This is a genomic window from Actinoplanes sp. CA-030573 (genome assembly GCF_050951115.1).
In the GTDB taxonomy this organism is placed as follows: domain Bacteria; phylum Actinomycetota; class Actinomycetes; order Mycobacteriales; family Micromonosporaceae; genus Actinoplanes.
Window position 1 is genome coordinate 5627610 of record NZ_CP192038.1, and the last position, 21479, is coordinate 5649088.

At 72.0% G+C, this 21479-nt stretch carries 19 protein-coding genes; 11 read left to right on the forward strand and 8 right to left on the reverse strand.

Annotation, left to right across the window (positions count from 1 at the left end; translation table 11 throughout):
- The first annotated feature begins 11 nt into the window (after window positions 1-11).
- Window positions 12-602, forward strand: coding sequence for a TetR family transcriptional regulator (locus tag ACQP2F_RS26045; RefSeq protein WP_433291685.1), 591 nt, complete (start codon window positions 12-14; stop codon window positions 600-602).
- 3 nt (window positions 603-605) lie between these two features.
- On the opposite strand, the gene ACQP2F_RS26050 is transcribed toward ACQP2F_RS26045, so the two are convergent.
- The gene (locus ACQP2F_RS26050; protein ID WP_433291687.1) at window positions 606-1361 is read right to left on the reverse strand and encodes a DUF899 domain-containing protein; all 756 of its coding nucleotides are present in this window, start codon (window positions 1359-1361) and stop codon (window positions 606-608) included.
- A 68-nt stretch (window positions 1362-1429) separates the two neighbouring features.
- Here ACQP2F_RS26050 and ACQP2F_RS26055 point away from each other — a divergent pair, with 68 nt between their 5' ends.
- Window positions 1430-2233, forward strand: a complete 804-nt coding sequence (locus ACQP2F_RS26055; RefSeq protein WP_433291689.1) for a class I SAM-dependent methyltransferase — start codon at window positions 1430-1432, stop codon at window positions 2231-2233.
- Window positions 2234-2262: 29 nt separating this feature from the next.
- On the opposite strand, the gene ACQP2F_RS26060 is transcribed toward ACQP2F_RS26055, so the two are convergent.
- From ACQP2F_RS26060 to ACQP2F_RS26075, 4 genes are all read right to left on the reverse strand, one after another.
- Complete coding sequence (locus ACQP2F_RS26060) at window positions 2263-2502, reverse strand: hypothetical protein (RefSeq protein WP_433291691.1); 240 nt, start codon at window positions 2500-2502, stop codon at window positions 2263-2265.
- An 85-nt stretch (window positions 2503-2587) separates the two neighbouring features.
- Window positions 2588-2827, reverse strand: coding sequence for a hypothetical protein (locus ACQP2F_RS26065; protein WP_433291693.1), 240 nt, complete (start codon window positions 2825-2827; stop codon window positions 2588-2590).
- A 91-nt stretch (window positions 2828-2918) separates the two neighbouring features.
- Entirely contained in the window at window positions 2919-3632 is a 714-nt protein-coding gene (locus tag ACQP2F_RS26070) for a lysostaphin resistance A-like protein (RefSeq protein WP_433291695.1), read from the reverse strand.
- Between the two features lie 23 nt (window positions 3633-3655).
- Window positions 3656-4003 (reverse strand): MerR family transcriptional regulator, encoded by a 348-nt coding sequence (locus tag ACQP2F_RS26075; RefSeq protein ID WP_433291697.1) that lies wholly within the window; start codon window positions 4001-4003, stop codon window positions 3656-3658.
- A 62-nt stretch (window positions 4004-4065) separates the two neighbouring features.
- Here ACQP2F_RS26075 and ACQP2F_RS26080 point away from each other — a divergent pair, with 62 nt between their 5' ends.
- The 5 genes from ACQP2F_RS26080 to ACQP2F_RS26100 all read left to right on the forward strand — a co-directional run bounded on the left by ACQP2F_RS26080 (window position 4066) and on the right by ACQP2F_RS26100 (window position 12863).
- Window positions 4066-4539 carry a hypothetical protein gene (locus tag ACQP2F_RS26080; protein WP_433291699.1) on the forward strand — a complete coding sequence of 158 codons (474 nt, stop codon included), beginning with the start codon at window positions 4066-4068 and terminating at the stop codon, window positions 4537-4539.
- Window positions 4482-5069 (forward strand): hypothetical protein, encoded by a 588-nt coding sequence (locus ACQP2F_RS26085; protein WP_433291701.1) that lies wholly within the window; start codon window positions 4482-4484, stop codon window positions 5067-5069. Before ACQP2F_RS26080 ends, ACQP2F_RS26085 begins: the two co-directional genes overlap by 58 nt.
- Before the next feature lie 57 nt (window positions 5070-5126).
- Complete coding sequence (locus ACQP2F_RS26090; RefSeq protein ID WP_433291703.1) at window positions 5127-10178, forward strand: DUF4011 domain-containing protein; 5052 nt, start codon at window positions 5127-5129, stop codon at window positions 10176-10178.
- A gap of 82 nt (window positions 10179-10260) precedes the next feature.
- Window positions 10261-11661, forward strand: a complete 1401-nt coding sequence (locus tag ACQP2F_RS26095; RefSeq protein WP_433291705.1) for a WD40 repeat domain-containing protein — start codon at window positions 10261-10263, stop codon at window positions 11659-11661.
- A gap of 386 nt (window positions 11662-12047) precedes the next feature.
- A complete protein-coding gene (locus ACQP2F_RS26100) occupies window positions 12048-12863 on the forward strand; it encodes a hypothetical protein (protein WP_433291707.1) in 816 nt (271 codons plus the stop codon).
- 284 nt (window positions 12864-13147) lie between these two features.
- Here the strand turns inward: ACQP2F_RS26100 and ACQP2F_RS26105 are convergent, their stop codons facing one another.
- Window positions 13148-13651: a permease-like cell division protein FtsX gene (locus ACQP2F_RS26105; RefSeq protein ID WP_433291709.1), complete on the reverse strand. Its 504-nt coding sequence runs from the start codon at window positions 13649-13651 to the stop codon at window positions 13148-13150.
- A 140-nt stretch (window positions 13652-13791) separates the two neighbouring features.
- Here ACQP2F_RS26105 and ACQP2F_RS26110 point away from each other — a divergent pair, with 140 nt between their 5' ends.
- Together ACQP2F_RS26110 and ACQP2F_RS26115 are read left to right on the forward strand one after the other, a co-directional pair.
- Window positions 13792-14337 carry an HXXEE domain-containing protein gene (locus ACQP2F_RS26110; RefSeq protein ID WP_433291711.1) on the forward strand — a complete coding sequence of 182 codons (546 nt, stop codon included), beginning with the start codon at window positions 13792-13794 and terminating at the stop codon, window positions 14335-14337.
- Window positions 14338-14345: 8 nt separating this feature from the next.
- Window positions 14346-14801, forward strand: coding sequence for a ribosomal protein L7/L12 (locus tag ACQP2F_RS26115; protein WP_433291713.1), 456 nt, complete (start codon window positions 14346-14348; stop codon window positions 14799-14801).
- Window positions 14802-14837: 36 nt separating this feature from the next.
- Here the strand turns inward: ACQP2F_RS26115 and ACQP2F_RS26120 are convergent, their stop codons facing one another.
- Both ACQP2F_RS26120 and ACQP2F_RS26125 read right to left on the reverse strand, forming a co-directional pair.
- Entirely contained in the window at window positions 14838-16163 is a 1326-nt protein-coding gene (locus ACQP2F_RS26120) for an MFS transporter (protein ID WP_433291715.1), read from the reverse strand.
- 47 nt (window positions 16164-16210) lie between these two features.
- The gene (locus ACQP2F_RS26125) at window positions 16211-17104 is read right to left on the reverse strand and encodes an AraC family transcriptional regulator (RefSeq protein ID WP_433291717.1); all 894 of its coding nucleotides are present in this window, start codon (window positions 17102-17104) and stop codon (window positions 16211-16213) included.
- 179 nt (window positions 17105-17283) lie between these two features.
- On the opposite strand from ACQP2F_RS26125, the gene ACQP2F_RS26130 reads away from it, so the two are divergent.
- On the forward strand, window positions 17284-20160 hold the full coding sequence (locus ACQP2F_RS26130; RefSeq protein ID WP_433291719.1) for a family 78 glycoside hydrolase catalytic domain: 2877 nt from the start codon (window positions 17284-17286) through the stop codon (window positions 20158-20160).
- Window position 20161: 1 nt separating this feature from the next.
- Entirely contained in the window at window positions 20162-21478 is a 1317-nt protein-coding gene (locus ACQP2F_RS26135; RefSeq protein ID WP_433291721.1) for an ABC transporter substrate-binding protein, read from the forward strand.
- Window position 21479 lies beyond the last annotated feature (1 nt).

Genomic DNA, 21479 nt, shown 5'->3' on the forward strand with positions numbered 1-21479 from the left:
CTTTCAGGCCCATGGAGGTCACGCCGTCGTACCGCGAGTCGAATCGCGCGCGCCTGCGCGAGGCGCTGATCCACGCCGCGCGTGACCTCACCGTCGAGCACGGTTGGGACGGCGTGCGGATGGCCGACGTGGCCTCGGCGGTGGGGGTCAGCCGCCAGACCGTCTACAACGAGTTCGACGGCCGGGCCGGGCTGGCCGAGGCGCTCGCGGTCAGCGAGGTGCAGCGGTTCGCCCAACGGGTGCGGACTCAGATGTTCGCCAACGGCGGGGACCCGCGCGGCGCCGCGTACGCGGGAATCCTCATGACGCTCGAGGACGCCGCCCGCAACCCGCTGGTCAAGGCGATCCTGACCAGCGGGCGCGGCGGCGCCGACGAGCTGCTGCCCTACCTGACCACCCGCTCCGAGGTCGTGCTGACCGAGGCCGGCCGGGTGATCGCGGAGTGGGCCGGCGTGCACCTGGCGGCCCGGCCCGCCGACCGGGTCGCGCTCGCCGTCGACTCGGTGATCCGCCTGACGGTCAGTCACATCATCCTGCCGCGGGCGGCGCCGCCCGCCACCGCCGCGAAGCTGGCCGAGGTCTTCGTGCGGCTTCTCGGCTAAGGGCTACGAGAAGTCGGGGATGGGGCCGCGGTCGGCGCCGGAGCGGCCCTTGGGCTCCTCCCACTCCTCCTGCCGGCCGAGCGCGGTCAGGTCGAGCAGGCCGTACGCGCCGCCGGTCATCTCGGTGCCGCGGGCGAAGGTCGAGTACGTGTGGAAGACGTCGTCGCCGACCCGCAGGAAGCAGGACATGCCCGGCTGCTCCATCGGCTGGTCCTCGGTCTTGAGCAGCCAGTCGAAGCCGGCCGCCCGCAGCTCGTCCGGCCCGCGGTAGTTGAACATGACCGGCGCGACCGACTCGTCGATCGTGACGTGGTAGTCATAGTTGAAGTCCGAGCCGTACGACGAGTGCAGCGGGATCGTCCAGCCCCGCTTGGCCCGGTACTTCTCGAGCTTCGCGATCGGCGCCCGGGCGACCACCGCGTAGACCGTGCCCCGGGCCCGCAGGTGCCGCAGCAGCCCCTCGGAGAGCTCGTCCACGGCGGCGGTGCAGCTGGCACACCCGTCCTCCCAGGCCGGGTCGAACATGAAGTGCTGCACGATCAGCTGGCGTTCGCCGTCGAAGAGGTCGATCAGCCGTACCTCGCCGTCCGGTCCCTCGAACCGGTAGTCCTTGGTCACCTCGACCATCGGCAGCAGCCGGCGGCGGGTGTTGAGGGCGTCCTTGGCCCGCAGCGCCTCCTTCTCGCTCGCCAGCAGCTCCTTGCGCGCGGCCAGCCACTCGTCGCGCGACACCACCTCGGGAAGATTCATCTCGCTCATGACCGTACGGACCTGGCGAACCGGGAAAAGTAATCGCTTCCCGAGTGCCGACTTCGTATCGTCCCCCGGTGACCCGAGAGATCCTGCGCAAGACCTTCGGCGAGGACGCCGCCCTCTACGACAAGGCCCGTCCCGGCTACCCCGCCCGCCTCTTCACCGATCTGGCCGCGATGACGGGGCTCGGGCCGGGCGCCCGGGTGCTCGAGATCGGCTGCGGCACCGGCCAGGCGACCCTGCCCCTGGCCCGGCTCGGCTGCTCGGTGCTGGCGGTGGAGCTGAGCCCGGCGCTGGCCGCCGTCGCCCGGCGGAAGCTGGCCGCGTTCCCCCGGGTGTCGGTCGAGGTGGCGGCCTTCGAGGAGTGGACGCCGCCGGCCGAGCCGTTCGACCTGGTCGTGGCGGCGACGTCGTTCCACTGGCTGGACCCGGCCACCCGGGCCGCCCAGGCCGCGGACCGGCTCCGGCCCGGGGGCGCGCTGGCGGTGATCTACTCCGAGCACGTCCGCGGCGGCACCGTCGACTTCTTCCACGACGCGCAGGCCTACTACGAGCGCTACGACCCGGCCACCCCGCCCGGCCTGCGCCTGACCCCGGGCGACCAGATCCCCGACGACGCCGAGGAGTTCGACCGGTCCGGCCGCTTCACCGCCGCCGAGTTCCGGCGGTACGAATGGGAGCAGAGCTACTCGACGGCCGGCTACCTGGACCTGCTGATGACGTACTCCGGCCACCGGGCGCTGCCGGCCGCCGACCGCGAGGGCCTGCTCACCGCCCTGGCGTCGCTGATCGACAACGACCACGGCGGCCACATCACCAAGCGCTACCTGACCCGCATGACGGTGGTCCGCACACCGCCGGCGCCGTCGAGCCGCTGACCGCCGTCGTCACCGGGCGAGGCCGTCCATCAGTGCCCCGGGCGTGCGGCCATCGCGAGCACCGTATCGGCGAGCGACGCCGGCGAAGCGCCGGCGTCCAGGGGCACCGCGCCGGCTTCGAGCATGGTGGCCTGGAAGACCGAGCGCCCGTCGCGAATCTGCTGCTTGATCCCTTCGGTGCGCTGCGGCGACGTCGCCCGAGCGAGCCGGGCGTCCTGCTCGTCCGCCCCGATCGTCAGCAGGAAGACGCGCTCGAAGAGATCGAGCATCTTCTCCAGGTTGAGGGCGATCCCGGGTTGCCGGTGACGAGGAACGCCCGCATCGCCGCTGTCCGCTCCGGCGGAGGGAGCGCCGTCAGTCGGTGGGCTCGGGGTCGACGCTCAGCGGGGAGGCGCCGGGCTCGGCGATCTGGGCGATCGCCTCGTTCAGCTCGTCCTCGGCGTACTCGCCCTCGGGCAGCCGGTCGAGCACGGCCATGTCGTCGGACGGCAGGTCGGCGGCGACCGCCCGGCGGTAGATCTCGTCCCGGTCGATCCGCTCCTGCGCGGCGTAGAGCTCGTCGACCAGTTCCGGAAGCGCCTCGGTGGTCGCCATGATCAAGTCCTTCCGTTCGCCAGAGAAGCCGGGCCCTTGGGTACCCGGCACGCCGCCGTTCATGCCGGCCGGGCGCGGTGCGGGTCGCTCGTCAGGCGAAGCGGGTGGTGGCGAGGGCGGCGGCCACCAGCAGGCCGAGCCCGTTCGTCGCCCAGTGCAGCGCGGCCGCCGCGAGCAGGCTGCCGCTGCGGCGGCGCAGCTCGCACAGCAGCAGGCCGGCCACGGCCGTGAACGCGACGGCACCGAGCACCGGCAGCCACCGGCCGCCGCCGAGGACCGCACCGACCGCCTGGTTGGCCTGGCCGAGCCGCAACGACGGCAGGATGTGCCAGAGGCCGAACAGCACCGACGACGTGATGCTCGCCCAGGTGGCGCCCCGGTGCCGCTTGACCAGGCCGAGCAGTACGCCGCGGAAGGCGATCTCCTCGAGCAGCACGGTGCCGAGCGGCACGATGATGAACGCGGTCAGCAGGGCGGCGCCGGGGTGCAGGTGGTAGCGGACGTCCTGGAAGGCCGGGCGGGTCAGCGGGATGGCGGCGCCGACCGCGTAGACGGCGGCGACCGCGAGGATGGCGCCGACCGCGTACTTCAGGCCGGGAACCAGCGTGCGGCGGGACAGGCCGAGATCGTGCCAGGTGAGGCCGGCGCGGCGGGCGATGACGACCAGCAGCGCCGCGACAAGGGGGCCGGCGATCAGGCCGGTGTGGTGCGGGCCGTACTTGTCGGCGACGTTGACGGCGGCGAGGACGAGGAGGACGGCGCCGAGGACGAGGGCCAGCCGGCGGCGGTGATTGAGTACTGGCATGACGGCTGAAGAGTACCCAACCTCTAGGAACTAACCCGGTACTCCTCGACCAGTCCGGCCAGGATCTCCCGGGTGCGCTGAAGGCTGTCGATCTGTTTCTCGACCCGGTCCAGCTCGGAGCACAGACGACCGGCCAGCCACGGTGTGCGCAACGTCTCGTCGCTGATGCAGGGCAGGACATCGTGGATGGTGGCGCTGGTGAGCCCGGCCGCCAGCAGCGACTGGATGAGGGTCACCCGTTCGACCGCGTTCGCCGGATAGGTGCGCTGCCCGCCGGGCGTACGGCCGCTGGAGAGCAGCCCCTGCTCCTCGTAGTAGCGCAGCGACCGCGCGCTCGCGCCGGTCGCCGCGGCCAGGTCCCCGATCTTCATCGATGTCTCCCGCGCCACAGAAGCTTGAAGTTGACACCCGTGTGAAGTTTTAGCCTACCGGCATGGACGAGCTGATCGCACCCACCACCGTTGCCGGACTCTCGCTGACCAGCCACTTTGTGATGGCGCCGATGACCCGCAAACGGTCGCCGGGCGGGGTGCCGACGGCGGAGGTCGCCGCGTACTACCGCCGCCGGGCCGCGGGCGGCATCGGCCTGATCATCACCGAGGGCGCGCTGGTCGGCCACCCCAGCGCGAGTCACGAGAGCGATGTCCCGCGACTCACGCCGGGAGCGGCCGAGGCCGGCTGGCGGAGGGTGACCAGCGAGGTCCACGCGGCGGGCGGCAAGATCGCCGCGCAGATCTGGCATCTCGGAAGCGAGCGGCAGCCCGTCGATGGTCTACCCGCGTGGACCCCGGGCACCATGCGCGGGAAAACTTCGAAACCCTGCTTGCGGCGTACGCCGAGAGCGGGCGCGTGGCCGTGCGGGCCGGCTTCGACGCGGTGGAGATCCACGGCGCGCACGGCTATCTGATCGACGAGTTCCTCTGGCCGCGGACCAATCGCCGCACCGACGCGTACGGCCGGAACCGGGCCATGTTCCCGGCCGAGGTCATCCGCGCGGTCAAGGCCGAGCTGCCGCCCTCGACGCCGCTGATCGTGCGGTTTTCGCAGTTCAAAGAGCGCGACTACGACGCACGGATCGCCGAGACGCCGGCCGAGCTGGGCCGCATCCTGAGCGCGTTCGCCGAGGCCGGTGCCGACGTGCTGCACGCCTCGCAGCGCCGCTTCTGGGAGCCGGCCTTCGACGGCGACCACCGCAACCTGGCCGGTTGGGCCAAGCGGCTCACCGGGTTGCCCGTGATCACGGTCGGCTCGGTCGGGCTGACCCGCGCCTTCCCGCACCGCGACGACCTGCTCAAGCGGTTCGCGAACGACGAGTTCGACCTGGTCGCGCTCGGCCGCATCCTGCTCGCCAACCCGGACTGGGTACGGCTGATGGCGGCCGGCGAGACGGCGAGCGTGCGCGACTACTCCAAGGCCGACGAGGACATCTTCCGCTGACGAGGCTTTCTCACGAAAAGCCCGCGGATACGTCGTTTATTGGCTTGAATCGGGCATATGACGCCCGAGAACGCCGAGGTCAGCGCCGCACTGCGGTCCTGGCGGGACGGCCTGGTCAACCTCGACGCCGGCAACCGCCTGATCAACTTCCGGCGGTCCGGCACGAGCATGGTGGAGATCGCCGGGCCGCCACCGGCCGTCATCGTGGGCGCGCTGCGGTCCGGCGGCGAGCACGGTTTCGCGGGCGAGGGCGAGTTCTTCCGTACGGGCCTGGCCGCGGACGCGCTCGGCGGCGTGCTCCGGCGGCTGATGCGCAAGGCCCGCCAGGATTTCCTCGACCGCGGCGTCGACCCGCTGCACCTGTCGATCGGCATGCTGCACTGGCGCGACGAGGAAGGTGCCGGCTACGCCAGTCCGCTGCTGCTGCTCCCGGTCGAGCTGACCGCCGACGGCCCGGCCGACCTGCCCCGGCTGCGCGCCCGCGACGACGACCCGGTGGTAAACCCCGCGCTCGTGCTGCGCCTGCGCCGGCTCGGCGTCGAGCTGCCCCCGGTCGAGTCGCTGGACGGCCTCGACCTCGCCGAGTTCCGCACCCGGGTGCGAGCCGCGATCTCCGGGCGGGACGGCTGGCGGGCCGACGAGACCGTGCTGCTGTCGACGTTCAGCTTCCACAAGGAGGCGATGTACCGGGACCTGCACGACAACGAGGAGCGGATCCTGGCGCACCCGATCGTCCGGTCGCTGGCCGCGATCGACGGCGAGCCCGGCTTCGAGCCGATCGCCCCGGCCGCCGTCGACACGGCGGCGCCGCCCGAGGACGTACCGCTGATCCTCGACGCCGACGCCTCCCAGCGCGCCTGCATCGCCGCGGCCGCCGCCGGCCACAGCTTCGTGCTCGACGGGCCGCCCGGCACCGGCAAGTCGCAGACCATCGCCAACATGATCGGCTGCCTGCTCGCGGCCGGGAAGCGGGTGCTGTTCGTCTCCGAGAAGGCGGCCGCGCTCGAGGTGGTCCGCAACCGCCTGGCCGGCGCCGGGCTCGACGGCTACCTGCTGGAGCTGCACAGCAACAAGGCAACCCGCAAGGAGGTGGCGCGCACGCTGGCGTCGGCCGTGGACGAGCCACTCCGGCCGATGCCGCAGACCCCGGCGGTTAAGACGCAGGCCGGCGAGCCCCAGGCCGGCGCCGACACCCGGGCCGGCGCTGAGACTAGGGCCGGCGGTGAGACCCGGGCCGGCGCTGAGACTCGGGACGGCCGCGAGAGCCGGGCCGGCGGTGTGAGCCGGGCCGGCGGCGACACCCGAGCCGGCGGTGGGAGCCGGGCCGGCGGCGAGAGCCGGGCCGGCAGCGACGCCCGCGCCTCGCGGGAGGCGCTGTCCGCTTATGCCGAGGCGATGAACGAGGTGCGGGAACCGCTCGGATCGAGCCTGCACGAGATCCTCGGCCGCTGCGCCCGGCTCGCCGACCTGCCCGCCGCGCCCGCGCCCGCCCCGGTGACGCTCAGCCCGGAGGCGCTGCGGCAGGTGCGCGACGCCGCCGACCGCCTGGCCCGCTCGTGGCGGCCGGCCGCGCTCGGCGAGGAGTTCGCCTGGCGGGACGTGATCGAGCACGAGCCGCTCGACGGCCGCCTGGAACGCGCCGAGCACGCGCTGCGCGAGCTGTCCGGCGCGGCGGCCCGCGCCGGCCTCTTCAGCGCCACCGGGCCGTCCGGCACGACCGGGCCGTCCGGCGCCACCGGCCCGTCCGCCGCCACCGGCCCGTCCGCCGCCACCGGCCCGTCCGCCGCCACCGGCCCGTCCGGCGCCACCGACGCGTCGGGTGAAGCCGGTGCGGCCGCTGCGACCGGCCCGTCCCGCGCCGCCGGCGTGAGCGGGCGCATTGCGGGGCCGGCCGCCGTGTTCGGCCTGACCCGGCCCTCGGACGCGGCGGCGCTCGCCGCGCTCGCCGGGCACGCCGCCGTCCGGCCGCCGGGCGTGGCGACCACGTGGCTGACCACCGCCAATCTGCGCGCGGTGCGCCGGGACGCGGCCGAGCGCGGCCGCCGGCTCGCCGCTCTCCACCAGGCGCGGGAGGCCGTGCGGGCCGCGGCCGGCGTCGAGTGGGACGAGCTGCCGGCCGACCCGCCGCCGGTGGAGCTGCCGTCGCTGCGGCCGGCCGCCATCGACCCCGGACCGCTGACCGCCGAGGCGGCCGCGGGGCTGGCCCGCCGCTTCGACGACGACGCCACCCTGCTCGAGGACCGGCTGCGGGACCTCGGGAAGGTGACCTCGCGGCTGACCCTGCCGGCCGCGGCGACCTTCGCCGACGTGTCCCGGGTCGTCGCGATCGCGGAGCTCGGCGGGCGGCCGCACCGGCCCGAGCCGTTCTGGTTCGGCGCCGGCGCGCTGGCCAAGGCCCAGGCCGCGGCGGCCGCGCTGCGCCGGGGCGTGGAGTCGCTGACCGCCGCCGAGGGACAGGCCCGCCGCTACTTCCACGAGGGCATCCTCGACCAGCCGGTCGAGCACCTCGCCGACCGCCTCACCCGGGTGCACCGCGGTCTGCGCAAGCTGTTCGGCGCGTACCGCCGCGACTACGAGGCCGTCGCCGCCTTCGCCCTGCCGTCGATGTCCTCGTCGGAGGCCGTCGCCCACCTCGGGCTCGCCGTCGCCTGGCGGGCCGCCGGCCGCGAGCTGGCGGCGCTCGAACGCGACCACGCCGCCGTCCTCGGCCGCTACTGGCGGGGCGCCACCACCGACTTCATCGCGCTCAACGAGGCTCTCCAGACCGCGGCCGACCTGCTGCGCTGGACCCCGCCCCAGGCCGTCCCGGCGGTGATCGACCACGTGTGCGCGCCGGTCCCGGACGAGGGCCTGCTCCGCATCGCCGCGGGCGTGCAGGCGGCGGTGGCCCGCTGGCAGTCGACGCTGCGGGCCGCGCCCGAGCCGGCCGCCCGCCCCGAGCTGGCCCAGGGCGCGGTGCGCGACGCGATCGCCTGGCTGCGCGCGAACGCCGCCCCGCTCGAGAGCGCCGCCCGGGTGGTGGCGGCCTTCGACGAGGCGACCGGCCGCACGCTGGACCTCAACGGGGTCCGACGGCTGGCCGGGCTGCGGCAGGCGGTGCTGGACGCGCGCCGGTTCGTGGCCGGGGCCGAGGACGCCGACCCCGGGGCCGAGGCGGCCGCGATCGACTGGGCCGAGAAGGCCCGCTCGCTGATCCGGGGCGGCTCGCTCACCGAGGCGCAGGCGGCGGCGCTGTCCACCCTGCGGGCCGCGCCCGGGCTCGCCGACCGGGCCGCCGCCTGGGAGTCGGCGCGCGCGGCGGTGGTCGAGGCGTTCGCGGCGGGGCGGCGACCGGCGCTCGGCGCGGAGCTGGACGACTACGAGCGCGGGCCGGCGCTGCTGCGGGCGCTGCGGGAGGACTCCAGCGGCCAGGAGGAGTGGTTCAGCCACGTCGCCGCCCGCGAGGTGCTGGCCGGCTTCGGCCTCGAGCCGGCGATCGCCTTCTGCGCCGACACCGCGGTGCCGCCGGGCCAGGTGCGCGACGTGCTGGAACGGGCGCTGCTGCGGGCCTGGGCCGACGACGTGCTGCACCGCGACGAGCGCCTGCGCCCGCTGCGCGCCGAGGAGCGGGACCAGCTGGTCGGCGAGTTCCGCGACCGGGACCAGGCGCTGATCGCCGCCGCGCCCGCGCACATCGTCGCCTCGCTCCAGGCGCGGCGCTCGGCGTCGGTGCCGGCCGAGGAGGCGGCGCTGCTGCGGCGGGAGGGAATGAAGGAGCAACGGCATCTCGCCGTACGGGAGCTTATCGCTCGATGCCGCACCGCCGTGCTCGCGATGAAGCCCTGTTTCCTGATGTCACCGCTCGCGGTGAGCCAGTATCTCCCGCCGGACATCGGGTTCGACGTCGTGATCTTCGATGAGGCCTCGCAGGTGACGCCGGCCGACGCGATCAACTGCATCTATCGCGGTACGGCGCTGGTCGCGGCCGGCGACGACAAACAGCTGCCGCCTACGTCGTTCTTCGAGACCGTGACCGACGGCGGCAGCGACGTCAGCGACTACCAGTCGATTTTGGAGCTGGCCAAGGCCTGCGGCGCGTTCCCGAGCCTGGGCCTGGCCTGGCACTACCGCAGCCGGCACGAGGCGCTGATCGCCTTCGCCAACCACGCGTTCTACCAGGGCCGGCTGATCACCTTCCCGGCCGCCGACCAGGAGAGCCCGGAGACCGGCGTGCGGCTGATCCCGGCCGGCGGCGTCTACCGGCGCGGCACCACCCGCGACAACCCGGTCGAGGCGGCGATCGTGGCCGAGCGGGTGGTGGAGTCGCTGACCAGCCGGCCGGACCTGTCGCTGGGCGTGGTCACGTTCTCCGTGGCGCAGGCCGAGGCGATCGAGAACGCGCTGGTCGCGGCGGCCGCCGAGCAGCCCGGGCTGGACCGGCTGCTGGACGGAGACCGGCTGCACGGCTTCTTCGTGAAGAGCCTGGAGTCGGTGCAGGGCGACGAGCGCGACGTCATGATCTTCTCGATCGGCTACGGCCACGACGAGCAGGGCCGGATCAGCACCAACTTCGGCGCGCTGAGCCGGCCCAACGGGTGGCGGCGGCTCAACGTGGCGATCACGAGGGCCCGGCGGCGGGTGGAGATCGTCTCCTCGATCCGGGCCCGCGACATCCCGGAGAGCGCCAGCGAGAGCGTCCGGCAGCTCGCGGCGTACCTGGACTTCTGCGAACGCGGCGGAACCGGCCGCACCCAGAGTGACCAGCCGCTCGGCCCGCTCGAGACCTCGGTGCGCGAGACCGTCGAGTCGTGGGGGTTCCGGGTGCGCACCCGGATCGGCTCGGGCGGCTACCGGCTCGACATCGGCGTGCTGCGGCCCGGCCACGACGATGTCTATGTGCTGGGCATCGAGTGCGACGGCGCCTCCTACCACGGCTGCCCGGTGGCCCGGGACCGCGACCGGCTGCGCCAAGCGGTGCTGACCGGGCTCGGCTGGAACCTGCACCGGGTGTGGGGCGCGGCCTGGTACCGCGACCGGGCCGAGGAGGAGGCACGCCTGCGGGCCGCCCTCTTCTCGCTCGCGCTGCCCGGCCGGCACCCGGCGACCCGGGAGCTCACGCCGGCGCCCTGACGGTTTACACCCGGGCATTTGCTGTCAAGTGCGGTTGGCACGATGATCTTCGCTGTCTACTGTATTGACTCACGCTCGGTTGATGTCCAGCATTGTCCGGGTGACGGTCGGAACCGGGCCGGCGCATGCCGCGCCGATCAGCTGTGTCGCCTTCCGCGCCGACGGATGGCGCCTGGCCAGTGGCTCACACGACCGCAGCGTCATCGTGTGGGACACCAGCGACCCCGCCCGGCTGATCATGGTGACCGAGTTCGGCCATCACGCCGCGGTGCTGTCGGTGGCCTTCAACCCCGCCGCCGCCGACCTGCTGGCGACCGGCAGCGCCGACGGCACGGCCGCGGTCTGGCGGGTGGTCGACGACCGGCCGCCGTCGCTGATGAAGGTGCTGGCCGGCCATCCCGGCCCGGTCACCTCGGTCGCCTGGATGCCCGACGGCCAGCACATGATCTGCCAGATCGCGGAGAGCCGGGCGGCGGTGTGGAACGCGTTCGGCGAGACCTATCTGGGCGAGCTGGAGGACTGCGTACGCCTGGCGGTGAGCCCGCACGGCCTGGTCGCCACGGTCGGCGCGGACGGGCTGGTGGCGGTCCGCGACCTGTGGCGGGACCCGGGCCGCATCACGTACCTGCCGTCCGCCCCGGTCGAGGACTGCGCCTGGTCGCCGGACGGCACGACGCTGGCCCTGGCCGGCGCCGACGGCTCGCTCGAGCTGCTCAACCCCGGCCTGCTGCCGCTGCGCTCGGTCCGCCTCGGCGACGCGCCGCTGCGCGGCATCACGTGGTCGACGGACGGCAGCGCGCTCATCGCCGGCACGTACGACCCGGCGCTGGTCTCGCTCGACCCGGCCGGCCGGCCCCGCTGGCGCCGCACCGACGCCCGGCTGTGGCCGCGGTCGCTGGCCGCCGCCGGCTCGACCGTCGCGGCCGCCACCTTCGGCGGCCGTCCCCACCTGCTCGACCTCGCCACCGGCGCCGGCCTCGACGCCGCGCCGGCCGCCCTCGAGCCGGCCGCCCCGTTCCGCGGCGGCGCGCTGACCGCGACCGGCCGCATCCTGACCGCCGGCACCCAGGGCGACCGCCACCCGCTGTGGGAGCACGAGACCCGCGTGACGGCGGTGGCCGCGCTGGCTTCCCGGGTCGTGGTCTCGGCCGCCCATCGGACCGTCCGGGTGATGCTGGTGTCCGACTCGCCCGACCTGGCGGTGGAGCGAGGCATCACGCTGCACGCGCCCGAGCCGGTGAAGGCGGTGGCCGTGCTCGGCACCCCCGACGCGCCGGTGGTGGTGGCCGCGTCCCACGACTTCCGCCTGTTCTCGTGGACGCTGGACTGGACCGGCGTGCCGCCCGGCCCCCGGCTGATCGGCGAGTTCGGCTACGGCATCGCGGCCCTGACCCGCCTCGACGACCACCGCCTGACCGCCACCGACCACCACGGCGAGCTGGTGATCCTGGCCCTCGGCGCGGACGGCGCCCTATCGGCCTAGCCTGACCCGGGTTGCGCATCCTGCCCGTCCGTCGCCCGGCCCCTGCGAGGGTTGCGCTCCGTCGAAGCGATCGACGGGCAGTGGGGGTCGGACTCCCTCGAGGTGTAGCGCCGCTTCGGCACCGTCCACCGACCTCCTGGCATTACATTCGCCGCACGAAAGCGTTCGGCCGAATGGCTGCGCTCCCACGGGTATTCCGAGTGTGCTCCGACAGCCGGGCATCGCTGCCCTTATGGAGACGCAATAGTCCCATCGAACAACATCTCTGTCGATTAACCGACAGGTTCCCCACTCGGAGGATCAGTGTGCGCTCGTTTGTCGGTATTTGCACGTGTGCTCAGACGTAACGAAATTCAAGACCGCGAAACTGATGTAAAGTAGCAGTCATGGCTGAAGATCAGAGTCAACCAATGCAAGAGGACGACGACTCGGATACCGGCCAAGAATCGGCGGTGACTGCCGACAATGTCGCCGGTCGGCTGTATGCCATCGTAAGATCGCTCGGCACTGCACGCCGCTCCGATGGCCGACCCGCCGCCATGCCTACTGTCGCGACGGGTGAACAGATGTGCCGACTTCTGGGGGCCGACCCGGATGATGTCGACGAATTGCGATCATTTGGGCTGCGATACCTTGCAATGATTGCCCAGATCCGTGCGGCGGTGGCGAGACTCCCCGAGCGAAAGAAGAAGGAGCCACTTCTGCGGCACCTTCCCGAGTTTGAGGATCTCTTCATCTCGCTTTTCCTGCGGACCAAGCCTCTTCAGTACGCAAGTGTCCCCGGCGAAAATGCAATGTACGGCCTCGAGATGTGCGCGGACGCGTTGGAGGAACATCAGATCGGCGGTGCCTCGGTCCCCAAGGCGAAAGTGGACGAAATTCTGAGGCTGACGCAGGATCTCATGGCCGCCGTTCGTAACGATGACGACTTGACGCCGGACCTGAAGATGCAGTTGATCGACTTGCTTCTCGATATCGAACGCGCCATCCTTCACGTACGGATAGTCGGCGTTGAAGGCGTTCAAGCCACAGTTGATCGGCTCGTCGGAGCGTCAATCGCATTTCCGGAAGCCCAGAAACCAAGCTTCACCGATCGGCTGGGCCGACTCTGGCGGACGGTCCACAACGTCTCGGTGGGGGCCAAAGAGATCGCGGACGCCGGCGCATCGATCGTAGCGATCACCGATGCCCTGAACAGCTGAATTCATCAGGCGCTGCCGACACCGCGGCATAAGTGATGCGCCGGTCGGTCCGCGAACTCCCGATTGCTCGCATCACCGCGTCGTCCCGGTGCCGGCGGTACGCGCCGGAGGAGATCAGCGACGCCACGGGACTGACCGCGGGCGCCGGGTCCGGGGCGTGTGGGCATGACGGCAATCGCAAGGCTCGCCTGCGGCGGGCGCGCCCGGCTGCGCCTCGCGTTCGCGGCGGCCGAACGGTTCAGCGCCCGGGGTGCGTGGCCCGTTCGTCTGCCTGAAGCTGCTGCCTAGCAGTGGACCCCGAGGCCCGGGTGCTTCTCGGTGACCGCCGCGGCGATGATGACGTCCCCGACCTTGGGCAGCTTGCGAACCGTCCGGACGGGCGCGCAGTCGAACTCCTTGCCGACGACCACCAGCTTGAACGACTCGGGCAGCACATCGGGAGTGATCTCCGGTGCTTGCGGATCGTCCTTCCAGAGCTCCTTGAAACGCTGATAGGCCTCGGCCTTCGTCTCGAGGTGCACGCCGTCCTTCGCAGGCATCTTCGCGAGTTCGGCCTGAATTGCGGACTTCTCCGCGGCGGTGGCGCCCTCCTTGAGGAAGACGGAGACGTTGAACTCGCGATCGGGCTGATAGCGCCAGCCCCCGACCAGCAGCGCACCGGCTCCGATCCCCACGCCGAGCAGCATTGACACGGCCGCGGTGAGCAGCGCGACCAGCCATAATGCCCGAGCGGGGCGGCGTTCCGGAACGACGGGGGCGGCTTCCGGGGTGACGCTGATGTCGGACACGGTGCATCAACGTACATCAACGACGCCATCCCGCGGTGGCGGCCGGACCGGCTGCGCTCCGCCGGTCGCGCGCCGAGCCGGACCTCAGGTCACTGCATGCGGGACAGCTCACAACCCGGCCGAGGGGTGAGGATGGCGGCATGACATCTCGTGCGCAGCAGGTGCCGGCGACCGTGACGTGGGGCCTCCTGGCGGCGTGGCTGATCCACGACACCGAGGAGTTGCTCACCATGCCCGGCTGGGTGGACCGGGCGCGTCCCCGGCTGCGGCGCCGGCTTCCGTGGGTGCCCGACCGGGTGTGGGACGGCATGCGCGTGACGCCGGCCCAGACCGCGATCGCGATCGGGGCGATGGGCGTGCTGGTGGCGGCGGCGTCGGCGCGCGGGGCCCGGTCCGGCGGCCGGAGCCCGTTCTACCAGGCGGCGCTGGTCGGCTTCGGCGTGCACGGCGCCGGTCATGTGGCGCAGTCCGTGCTGACCGGGGGTTACACGCCGGGTGTGGTGACGGCGCCGGTGGTGGCGGGGCCATTCGCGCTGTGGGCGGCGGGGCGGCTTCGGAAGGCCGGGGTGCCGGTGCAGCTCGAGCGGCCGGGGCGCGGTCTGCTGCTGATGGCGGCGGCGATCCTCGGGAGCCAAGGGGTGGGGCGAGCACTTACGATGATGCGCGACCGCGTTGGGGAGAGGTGATCGCGGGAATGCTTCGCCGCGCTGCCCCGCGCGTCGTCGTCGTGCTGCTGCTCGGCACCGCGGGCGTCCTCTCGTCGGCCGTGACGCCCGAATGGCTGGCTTCGGGGTTGCGGTCGCTCATCTTCTTCCTGGTCTTCGCCGCTTTCGCGTCCCGGCAGTGGTGGCGATACGTCCGGCACGGCAAGCCGGCGCCGTGGCGGGTCGAGCATGGGGGCGCCACCGCGTTGTTCGTCACCGGCCAGGGGCGGGACCGCCTTCGGGTGGTCGCCTGTCTGCGGGAGCATGGCGGCCTGGATTTCGGTGAGGCATCCCGTCGAGTCGACGATCCCGCACGACCGGTCTGGGATGACCTGACACGCGAGAGCGCCGACCGGCTCGGCGCCGCTCTCGTCGATGCGGGAGCGACGGTACGGGTGAGTCCGCGGCCGAGCCCGTCCTGGGCCCGCGATGTGACCGGTCGATGAGCCGAGCCGGTCACCCACGGCGCTCTGCGGTGCGACCTACGGCGATGGCGGCGCCTCCTTTGCCGCCGCTGCCGTGGGTGCCGGCTCCGCAGCGGCGGCCCGCCGGGGCATCAGCAGCAACGCGGCCAGGCCCAGCACGCAGCAGGCGATGATGTACCAGCTGATGCCGGTGCTCGATCCGGTCTCCTGGAGGATCTTCGTGGCGATCAGCGGGGCCGGTCCGCCGGCGATCACCGAGGCCAGCTGATAACCCAGACCGGCGCCGGAATAGCGCAAGTTCGTGCCGAAACGCTCGGCTATCAGGGCCGCCTGCGGGCCGTACTGCATGTCGTGGAAGATCAGCGATACCACGATGGCGATCAGGATCAGGGCGGATTCTTTCGTGTTCAGCAAGCCGAAATACGGAAAGGCGAACAAACCCGTCAACACGATCCCGGTGCCGTAAACGCGCCGACGTCCGTAAATGTCGGATAGGTGGCCGAAGAGCGGCACGCTGACCAAGCCCACCAAAGCGGCGATCAGAATGTAGTCGAGCAACCCGTCCCGATCGAGTCCGAGCTGTTTCGTGCCGTAGGTGAGGACGAACGAGGTGAACAGGTAGAAGGGCGCCTGCTCGCCCAGTCGCACGAACGCCGAGGTGATGATGGTCCGCCATTCGTGGCGCACCACGTCGACGAGCGGCCGGCGGGCGACCGCGGACGCCTGGCGGACGGCCGTGAACTCGGGGCTCTCCAGTACGCGGAGACGAACGTAGAGGCCGACCGCGATCAGGACGAGACTGAGCAGGAACGGGATCCGCCAGCCCCAGGAATCGAACGACGAGCCGGTCCAGTCGGTCATCAGGCGCACGACGCCGGTCGATGTCACCAGGCCCAGTGGCACGCCGAGCTGCGGCCAGCTCGCCATCAGGCCGCGCCGGCGCCGGCTGCCCCACTCCATCGAGAGCAGCACCGAGCCGCCCCACTCGCCGCCGACCCCGATGCCCTGGCAGATGCGCAGCAGCACGAGCAGGACCGGCGCCGCGTACCCGATCGAGGAATAGGTCGGCAGCACGCCGATCAGCGCGGTGGCCAGGCCCATCAGCAGCAAGGTCGCGATGAGGGTGGCCTTGCGGCCGATGCGGTCGCCGTAATGGCCGAAGATCGCGGCGCCGACCGGGCGGGCCGCGAAGCCGACGAACTGCGTGCCGAAGGACAGCAGAATGCCGGTGAAGGCCGCCTGTTTCGGGAAGAACAGCGCCGGAAAGATCAATGACGCGGCGGTGTTGTAGAGGAAGAAGTCGTACCACTCGATGGTGGTGCCGACCGTGCTCGCGACGACGGCGCGGCGCCGCTGGACCGAGGACAGATCTGAAGTGACCATGGCCGCCTCCAACGAATTGGCGGCCATCTACCCCGATCAATGCGCGTTCAAACGTGTCTCAGCGACTTGGTGAATTGGGCCCGGTAGGTCGACGCGCTCAGGCCGAAGTGCGACTTGAACCGGCGGGCGAAGTAGTTCTGGTCGGGCCAGCCGACCGACTCGCCGATCCGGTTGATCGGCTGGTCGGTGTGCAGCAGCTGGGCCGCCGCGAGCTCGACCCGCTGCCGGGAGAGATACGCCATCGGCGGCAGCCCGGTGGCCGACTTGAACAGCCGCACCAGATAGCCGGGCGCCACGTGCAGGGAGGCGGCCAGCTCGGTCAGCGTCCAGTGGTACGCCGGTTTCTCCTCCATCAACCGCATCGCGTCCAGCACCGCGGGATGCGTCTCGCTCGGGCCGTCCGCCGACACCGGCGCGATCGCCCGGGCCAGGCAGCTGAGGAACAAGGTCAACCGCCCGACCAGATCTCCCCGGTACGACGAGAGCGGCGCCCCGCGGAGATCGTGCAGCCGCTCCAGATGCTCGACGCACTCGGCGAAGGCATCCCCCGCCAGGTGCGCCGTCAGAATGCCGCGCCGCTGTTCCGCGTACGGGCCGGTCCAGAGCAGATGCCCGAGCGGGGGATCCTCGCGTGTCCAGGCGAGCTCGCGCCGCAGCAGCTCGGGCGAGAAGCAGCAGTTGTAGAGATCGAGATGAACGCAGTCCTCGTAGCCGTGCCAGACGCCCGGCCGCAGCACCAGCACGTCACCGACCGCGAGCTGCTGCCGGCCGGCCAGGCTGAGCTGCGCGCCCTGACCGCCCATCACCACGGCGATCTCCACGAAGCTGTGGGTGTGGATCGGGTGGACGTCTTCGTGCAGGTAGTGCCCGGCGAACGCCAGCGACCCGTCGATGAAGTGCAGCAACGTCCGCGTCTGCTCGACCGGGAACTCGTCGCCCATGCCGCACCGTACCGCCCGAGGTGAATTTCGTGCTACCTCCGGTTCACTTCGGGCTATGCCGTGACCTGCGCCACGCCGCAGGATCGGGGGCAAGCGAAACCTCTTCGCCATCAAGCCGAAACACCGTGATCAGGCTTTGGCACCGGTTGTTGAATCGTTTCACCCCGCCAGGAGCGCCCATGCCCGCCTCAGCAGCACCGACCGACCTCCGCTTCGACCATCACCCGGCCGACCGTCCGGTGCTGGGCATCGGCACCGCCACGCCGCGCCTGTCCTGGCAGATCCCGGCGGCGCCGGACGACTGGGCCCAGGCGCGCTACGAGATCGAGACGACCCGCGGCGGCGGCGAGCCCGAGATCCATTCCGTAGCTTCCGGCGAGCAGATCCTGGTGGCCTGGCCGGCGGCGCCGCTGACTTCAAAAGAGCAGGCGACCGTACGCGTACGGGTCGGAGACGCCACCACCTGGAGCGAGTGGTCGTCCCCCGCGATCGTCGAGGCCGGCCTGCTCGGCGCCGGCGACTGGACCGCGCGGTTCGTCAGCCCCCGCGAGATCGGCGGCATCGGCGAGCCGGCCCCGATCGTGTCCGGCGCGATCGACCTGCCCGGCGACGTGGTGAAGGCCCGCCTCTACGCCAGCGCCCACGGCCTCTACGTGGCCCGGATCAACGGCGTCCGGGTCGGCGACGAGCAGCTGGCGCCCGGGTGGACCGCCTACCAGCACCGGCTGCGCTACCGCACGCACGACGTCACCGCGCTGGTCGGGAAGGGCGCCAACCGCCTGGAGATCCTGCTCGGCAACGGCTGGTTCCGCGGGCGGCTGGGCTTCCAGGGCCAGAGCGCCGTCTACGGCGACCGGCTGGCGGCCCTGGCCCAGCTCGAGGTGACGACCGCCGACGGCGCGGTGCACGTGCTCAGCACGGACGGCACGTGGACCGCCCGCGAGAGCCACATCGTCGCCGATGACCTCTATGACGGCCAGACCACCGATTATCGCGAAATTTCCGGCACGAGGGTCGCCCCCGGCCCTCCCCCACCCTCGTCCTGGGTGGGGGAGAGACTGGCATCCGGGACCGACACTTTTGGGCGGTCGTCCACAGCGGAGACGTCGGTCGATGTCATCGACGCCGATCTCGGGCTCCTCGTCGCACCCGACGGGCCGCCGGTGCGGATCACCGACGTCCTCCCGGCACAGAGCATCATCACGTCGCCCAGCGGCAAGACGATCGTCGACTTCGGCCAGAACCTCGTCGGCTGGGTGCGCGTCAAGGTAAGCGGAGCGAAGGCCGGCGACACGGTCACCATCCGGCACGCCGAGGTGCTCGAGGACGGGGAGCTCGGCGTCCGGCCGCTGCGGACCGCCAAGGCGACGGACACCTTCGTGCTGGCCGGCCCGGACGAGATCGTCCTGGAGCCCGAGCTGACCTTCCACGGGTTCCGCTACGCCGAGGTCACCGGGGCGACCATCACGGCCGGCGACGTCCAGGCCGTCGTGGTCGGGAGCGACCTGCGCCGGACCGGCTGGTTCCAGTCGTCGCACGATCTGCTCAACCGGTTCCACGAGAACGTGGTGTGGGGCATGCGCGGCAACTTCGTCGACGTGCCGACCGACTGCCCGCAACGCGACGAGCGGCTCGGCTGGACCGGGGACATCCAGGTCTTCTCCCCCACCGCGAGCTTCCTGTTCGACACGGCCGGCTTCCTCGGCAACTGGCTCGCCGATCTGGCCGCCGAACAGCAGAAGGACGGCTCGGTCCCGTACGTGGTCCCGGACGTGATCCGCCGCCCCGGCCCGGCCACCGCCGCCTGGGGTGACGCCGCCACCATCGTGCCGTGGGTGCTCTACCGGCGCACCGGCGACCGGGAGCTGCTCGAGCGGCAGCTGCCCAGCATGCGCGGGTGGGTCGGCAAGATGGCGGCGCTGGCCGGGCCGGGCCTGCTCTGGTCGGGCGGCTTCCAGTTCGGCGACTGGCTGGACCCGGCCGCCCCGCCCGAGGACCCGTTCCGGGCCAGGGCCGATCCCGACGTCATCGCCACCGCACACCTTGCCCGCAGTGCCGAGATCGTCTCGCTGGCCGCCGAGGTGGCCGGGGACGCCGACACCGCACGCGAGTACGGCGAGCTGGCGGCCCGGGTCCGCGACGCGTTCGCCCGCGAGTACGTGACGCCGGGCGGCCGGGTCCTCGGCGACGCCGCCACCACGTACGCGCTCGCCCTGCAGTGGGCCCTGCTGCCGGACCCGGGGCAGCGCCGCCACGCCGGGGAGCGGCTGGCCGACCTGGTGCGCGCGGCCGGGTTCCGGATCAGCACCGGGTTCGTCGGCACGCCGCTGATGACCGACGCGCTCGCCGACGCCGGGCACCCGGACCTCGCGTACCGGCTGCTGCTCCAGACCGGATGCCCGTCCTGGCTCTACCCGGTGACCATGGGCGCCACCACGGTCTGGGAGCGGTGGGACAGCATGCTCCCGGACGGCTCGATCAACCCGGGCGAGATGACGTCGTTCAACCACTACGCGCTCGGTGCGGTCGCCGACTGGCTGCACCGGCGGGTGGCGGGGCTGGCCCCGGGCGCGCCCGGCTACCAGCTGATCGAGGTGCGCCCGCTGCCGGACGCTCGGCTGACCGCCGCGTCGGCCCGGCATCTGACCCCCTACGGCGAGGCCTCGGTGTCCTGGGAGCGGTCCGGAGGCGAGCTGCGGCTGACCGTGGTGGTTCCGGTCGGCGCGTCGGCCGCGGTCCGGGTGCCCGGCCAGGACCACGACCACCAGGTACGCCACGGGCGTCACACCTGGACGGTGCCCGACCCGTACGCGCCGGGCCCGGAAACGCCCGGTGAGCGCACGATCCGGCAGTTGATGGACCACGAACCCAGCTGGGATCGCCTGGTCTCGGCCGCCCTCGAGTCGGGCGTCGCGGCCGGCGAGGCCGCGCTCGCCGATCGCCTCCAGCCCTTCTTCGACGCGCCGGCGGCCACCGTCGCCGACGCCGCCACCGCCGACGGCTTCATCCCGGGCGCCGATCGGATGCGCGCCCTCTACTCCCCCGGAGGTAACTGAGATGAGAAAACGCCCCATAGCGATCGCCCTGCTCGCCACCGGTTCGATGGCACTGGCCGCGTGCAGCGCCGGCAGCCTCGGCTCCAGCGACGACAGCGGGAGCGGCGGCAAGGTCAGCATCTCCTACCTGGTCGACAACCAGCAGGAGACGGTGAAGGTCGCCAACCAGCTGGTGAAGGACTTCACGGCGAAGAACCCGGACATCACCATCAAGGTCGAGACGCGGCCGCAGGGCACCGACGGCGACAACCTGGTCAAGACCCGGCTGTCCACCGGCGACATGAGCGACGTCTTCGCGTACAACTCGGGCTCGCTCTTCCAGGCCCTCGCCCCGGAGAAGAACCTCGTCCCCTACGACGACAGCCAGAACATCGGCAGCCTCGACAAGAACTTCGCCACCACGGTCACGGCCAACGGCAAGGTCTACGGCGTGCCGATGGGCGGCTTCATGGCCGGCGCGATCCTCTACAACAAGGACGTCTACGCCAAGCTCGGCCTGCAGGCCCCGAAGACCTGGGACGACTTCATCGCCAACGGCAAGAAGATCAAGGACTCCGGCGTCGATCCGGTGGTCCAGACGTACGGCGAGACGTGGACCTCGCAGCTGTTCGTGCTCGGTGACTTCGCCAACGTGCTGACCGCCGATCCGCAGTTCGCCGAGAAGTACACGGCCAACCAGGCCAAGTACGCCACCACCCCGGCCGCGCTGGCCGGCTTCCAGCACCTGCAGGAGGTGCACGACCTCGGCTACGCGAACAAGGACTTCGCGTCGGCGAAGCTGACCGACGGTCTGCGCTACCTGGCCCAGGGCAAGGGTGCGCAGTACCCGATCCTGTCGGCCATGCTGAGCCAGCTGATCGCCGACAACCCGGGCAGCGAGAACAAGATCGGCCTGTTCGCGATCCCCGGCACCGACGCGGCCAAGAACAACCTGACGGTCTGGGCCCCGGGCGGCGTCTACATCCCGAAGACCACGACCGGCGCCAAGCTCGACGCGGCCAGGAAGTTCACCGCCTTCATCGCCACCGCGGACGGCTGCGCCTCGCAGACCACGGCCACCCAGCCGACCGGTCCGTACGCGGTGAAGGGCTGCACCCTGCCCGACTCGGTCCCGCAGGCGGTCAAGGACATGCAGACGTACATCGACAGCGGCAACTCCAACCTCGCGCTGGAGTTCCTCTCCCCGGTCAAGGGCCCGGCCCTCGAGCAGATCTGCGTCGAGGTCGGCTCCGGCATCCGCAAGGCGGACGCGGGCGCGAAGCTGTACGACGAGGACGTGAAGAAGCAGGCGCAGCAGCTCGGGCTGTCGGGCTGGTAGC

Excerpts from the sequence above, each read along its gene's own strand:
- ACQP2F_RS26045 (WP_433291685.1), top strand. The coding sequence starts at position 12 with ATGGAGGTCACGCCGTCGTACCGCGAGTCGAATCGCGCGCGCCTGCGC.
- ACQP2F_RS26050 (WP_433291687.1), bottom strand. The coding sequence starts at position 1,361 with ATGAGCGAGATGAATCTTCCCGAGGTGGTGTCGCGCGACGAGTGGCTG.
- ACQP2F_RS26060 (WP_433291691.1), bottom strand. The coding sequence starts at position 2,502 with ATGCTCGATCTCTTCGAGCGCGTCTTCCTGCTGACGATCGGGGCGGAC.
- ACQP2F_RS26065 (WP_433291693.1), bottom strand. The coding sequence starts at position 2,827 with ATGGCGACCACCGAGGCGCTTCCGGAACTGGTCGACGAGCTCTACGCC.
- ACQP2F_RS26070 (WP_433291695.1), bottom strand. The coding sequence starts at position 3,632 with ATGCCAGTACTCAATCACCGCCGCCGGCTGGCCCTCGTCCTCGGCGCC.
- ACQP2F_RS26075 (WP_433291697.1), bottom strand. The coding sequence starts at position 4,003 with ATGAAGATCGGGGACCTGGCCGCGGCGACCGGCGCGAGCGCGCGGTCG.
- ACQP2F_RS26080 (WP_433291699.1), top strand. The coding sequence starts at position 4,066 with ATGGACGAGCTGATCGCACCCACCACCGTTGCCGGACTCTCGCTGACC.
- ACQP2F_RS26090 (WP_433291703.1), top strand. The coding sequence starts at position 5,127 with ATGACGCCCGAGAACGCCGAGGTCAGCGCCGCACTGCGGTCCTGGCGG.
- ACQP2F_RS26095 (WP_433291705.1), top strand. The coding sequence starts at position 10,261 with ATGTCCAGCATTGTCCGGGTGACGGTCGGAACCGGGCCGGCGCATGCC.
- ACQP2F_RS26100 (WP_433291707.1), top strand. The coding sequence starts at position 12,048 with ATGGCTGAAGATCAGAGTCAACCAATGCAAGAGGACGACGACTCGGAT.
- ACQP2F_RS26110 (WP_433291711.1), top strand. The coding sequence starts at position 13,792 with ATGACATCTCGTGCGCAGCAGGTGCCGGCGACCGTGACGTGGGGCCTC.
- ACQP2F_RS26115 (WP_433291713.1), top strand. The coding sequence starts at position 14,346 with ATGCTTCGCCGCGCTGCCCCGCGCGTCGTCGTCGTGCTGCTGCTCGGC.
- ACQP2F_RS26120 (WP_433291715.1), bottom strand. The coding sequence starts at position 16,163 with ATGGTCACTTCAGATCTGTCCTCGGTCCAGCGGCGCCGCGCCGTCGTC.
- ACQP2F_RS26125 (WP_433291717.1), bottom strand. The coding sequence starts at position 17,104 with ATGGGCGACGAGTTCCCGGTCGAGCAGACGCGGACGTTGCTGCACTTC.
- ACQP2F_RS26130 (WP_433291719.1), top strand. The coding sequence starts at position 17,284 with ATGCCCGCCTCAGCAGCACCGACCGACCTCCGCTTCGACCATCACCCG.
- ACQP2F_RS26135 (WP_433291721.1), top strand. The coding sequence starts at position 20,162 with ATGAGAAAACGCCCCATAGCGATCGCCCTGCTCGCCACCGGTTCGATG.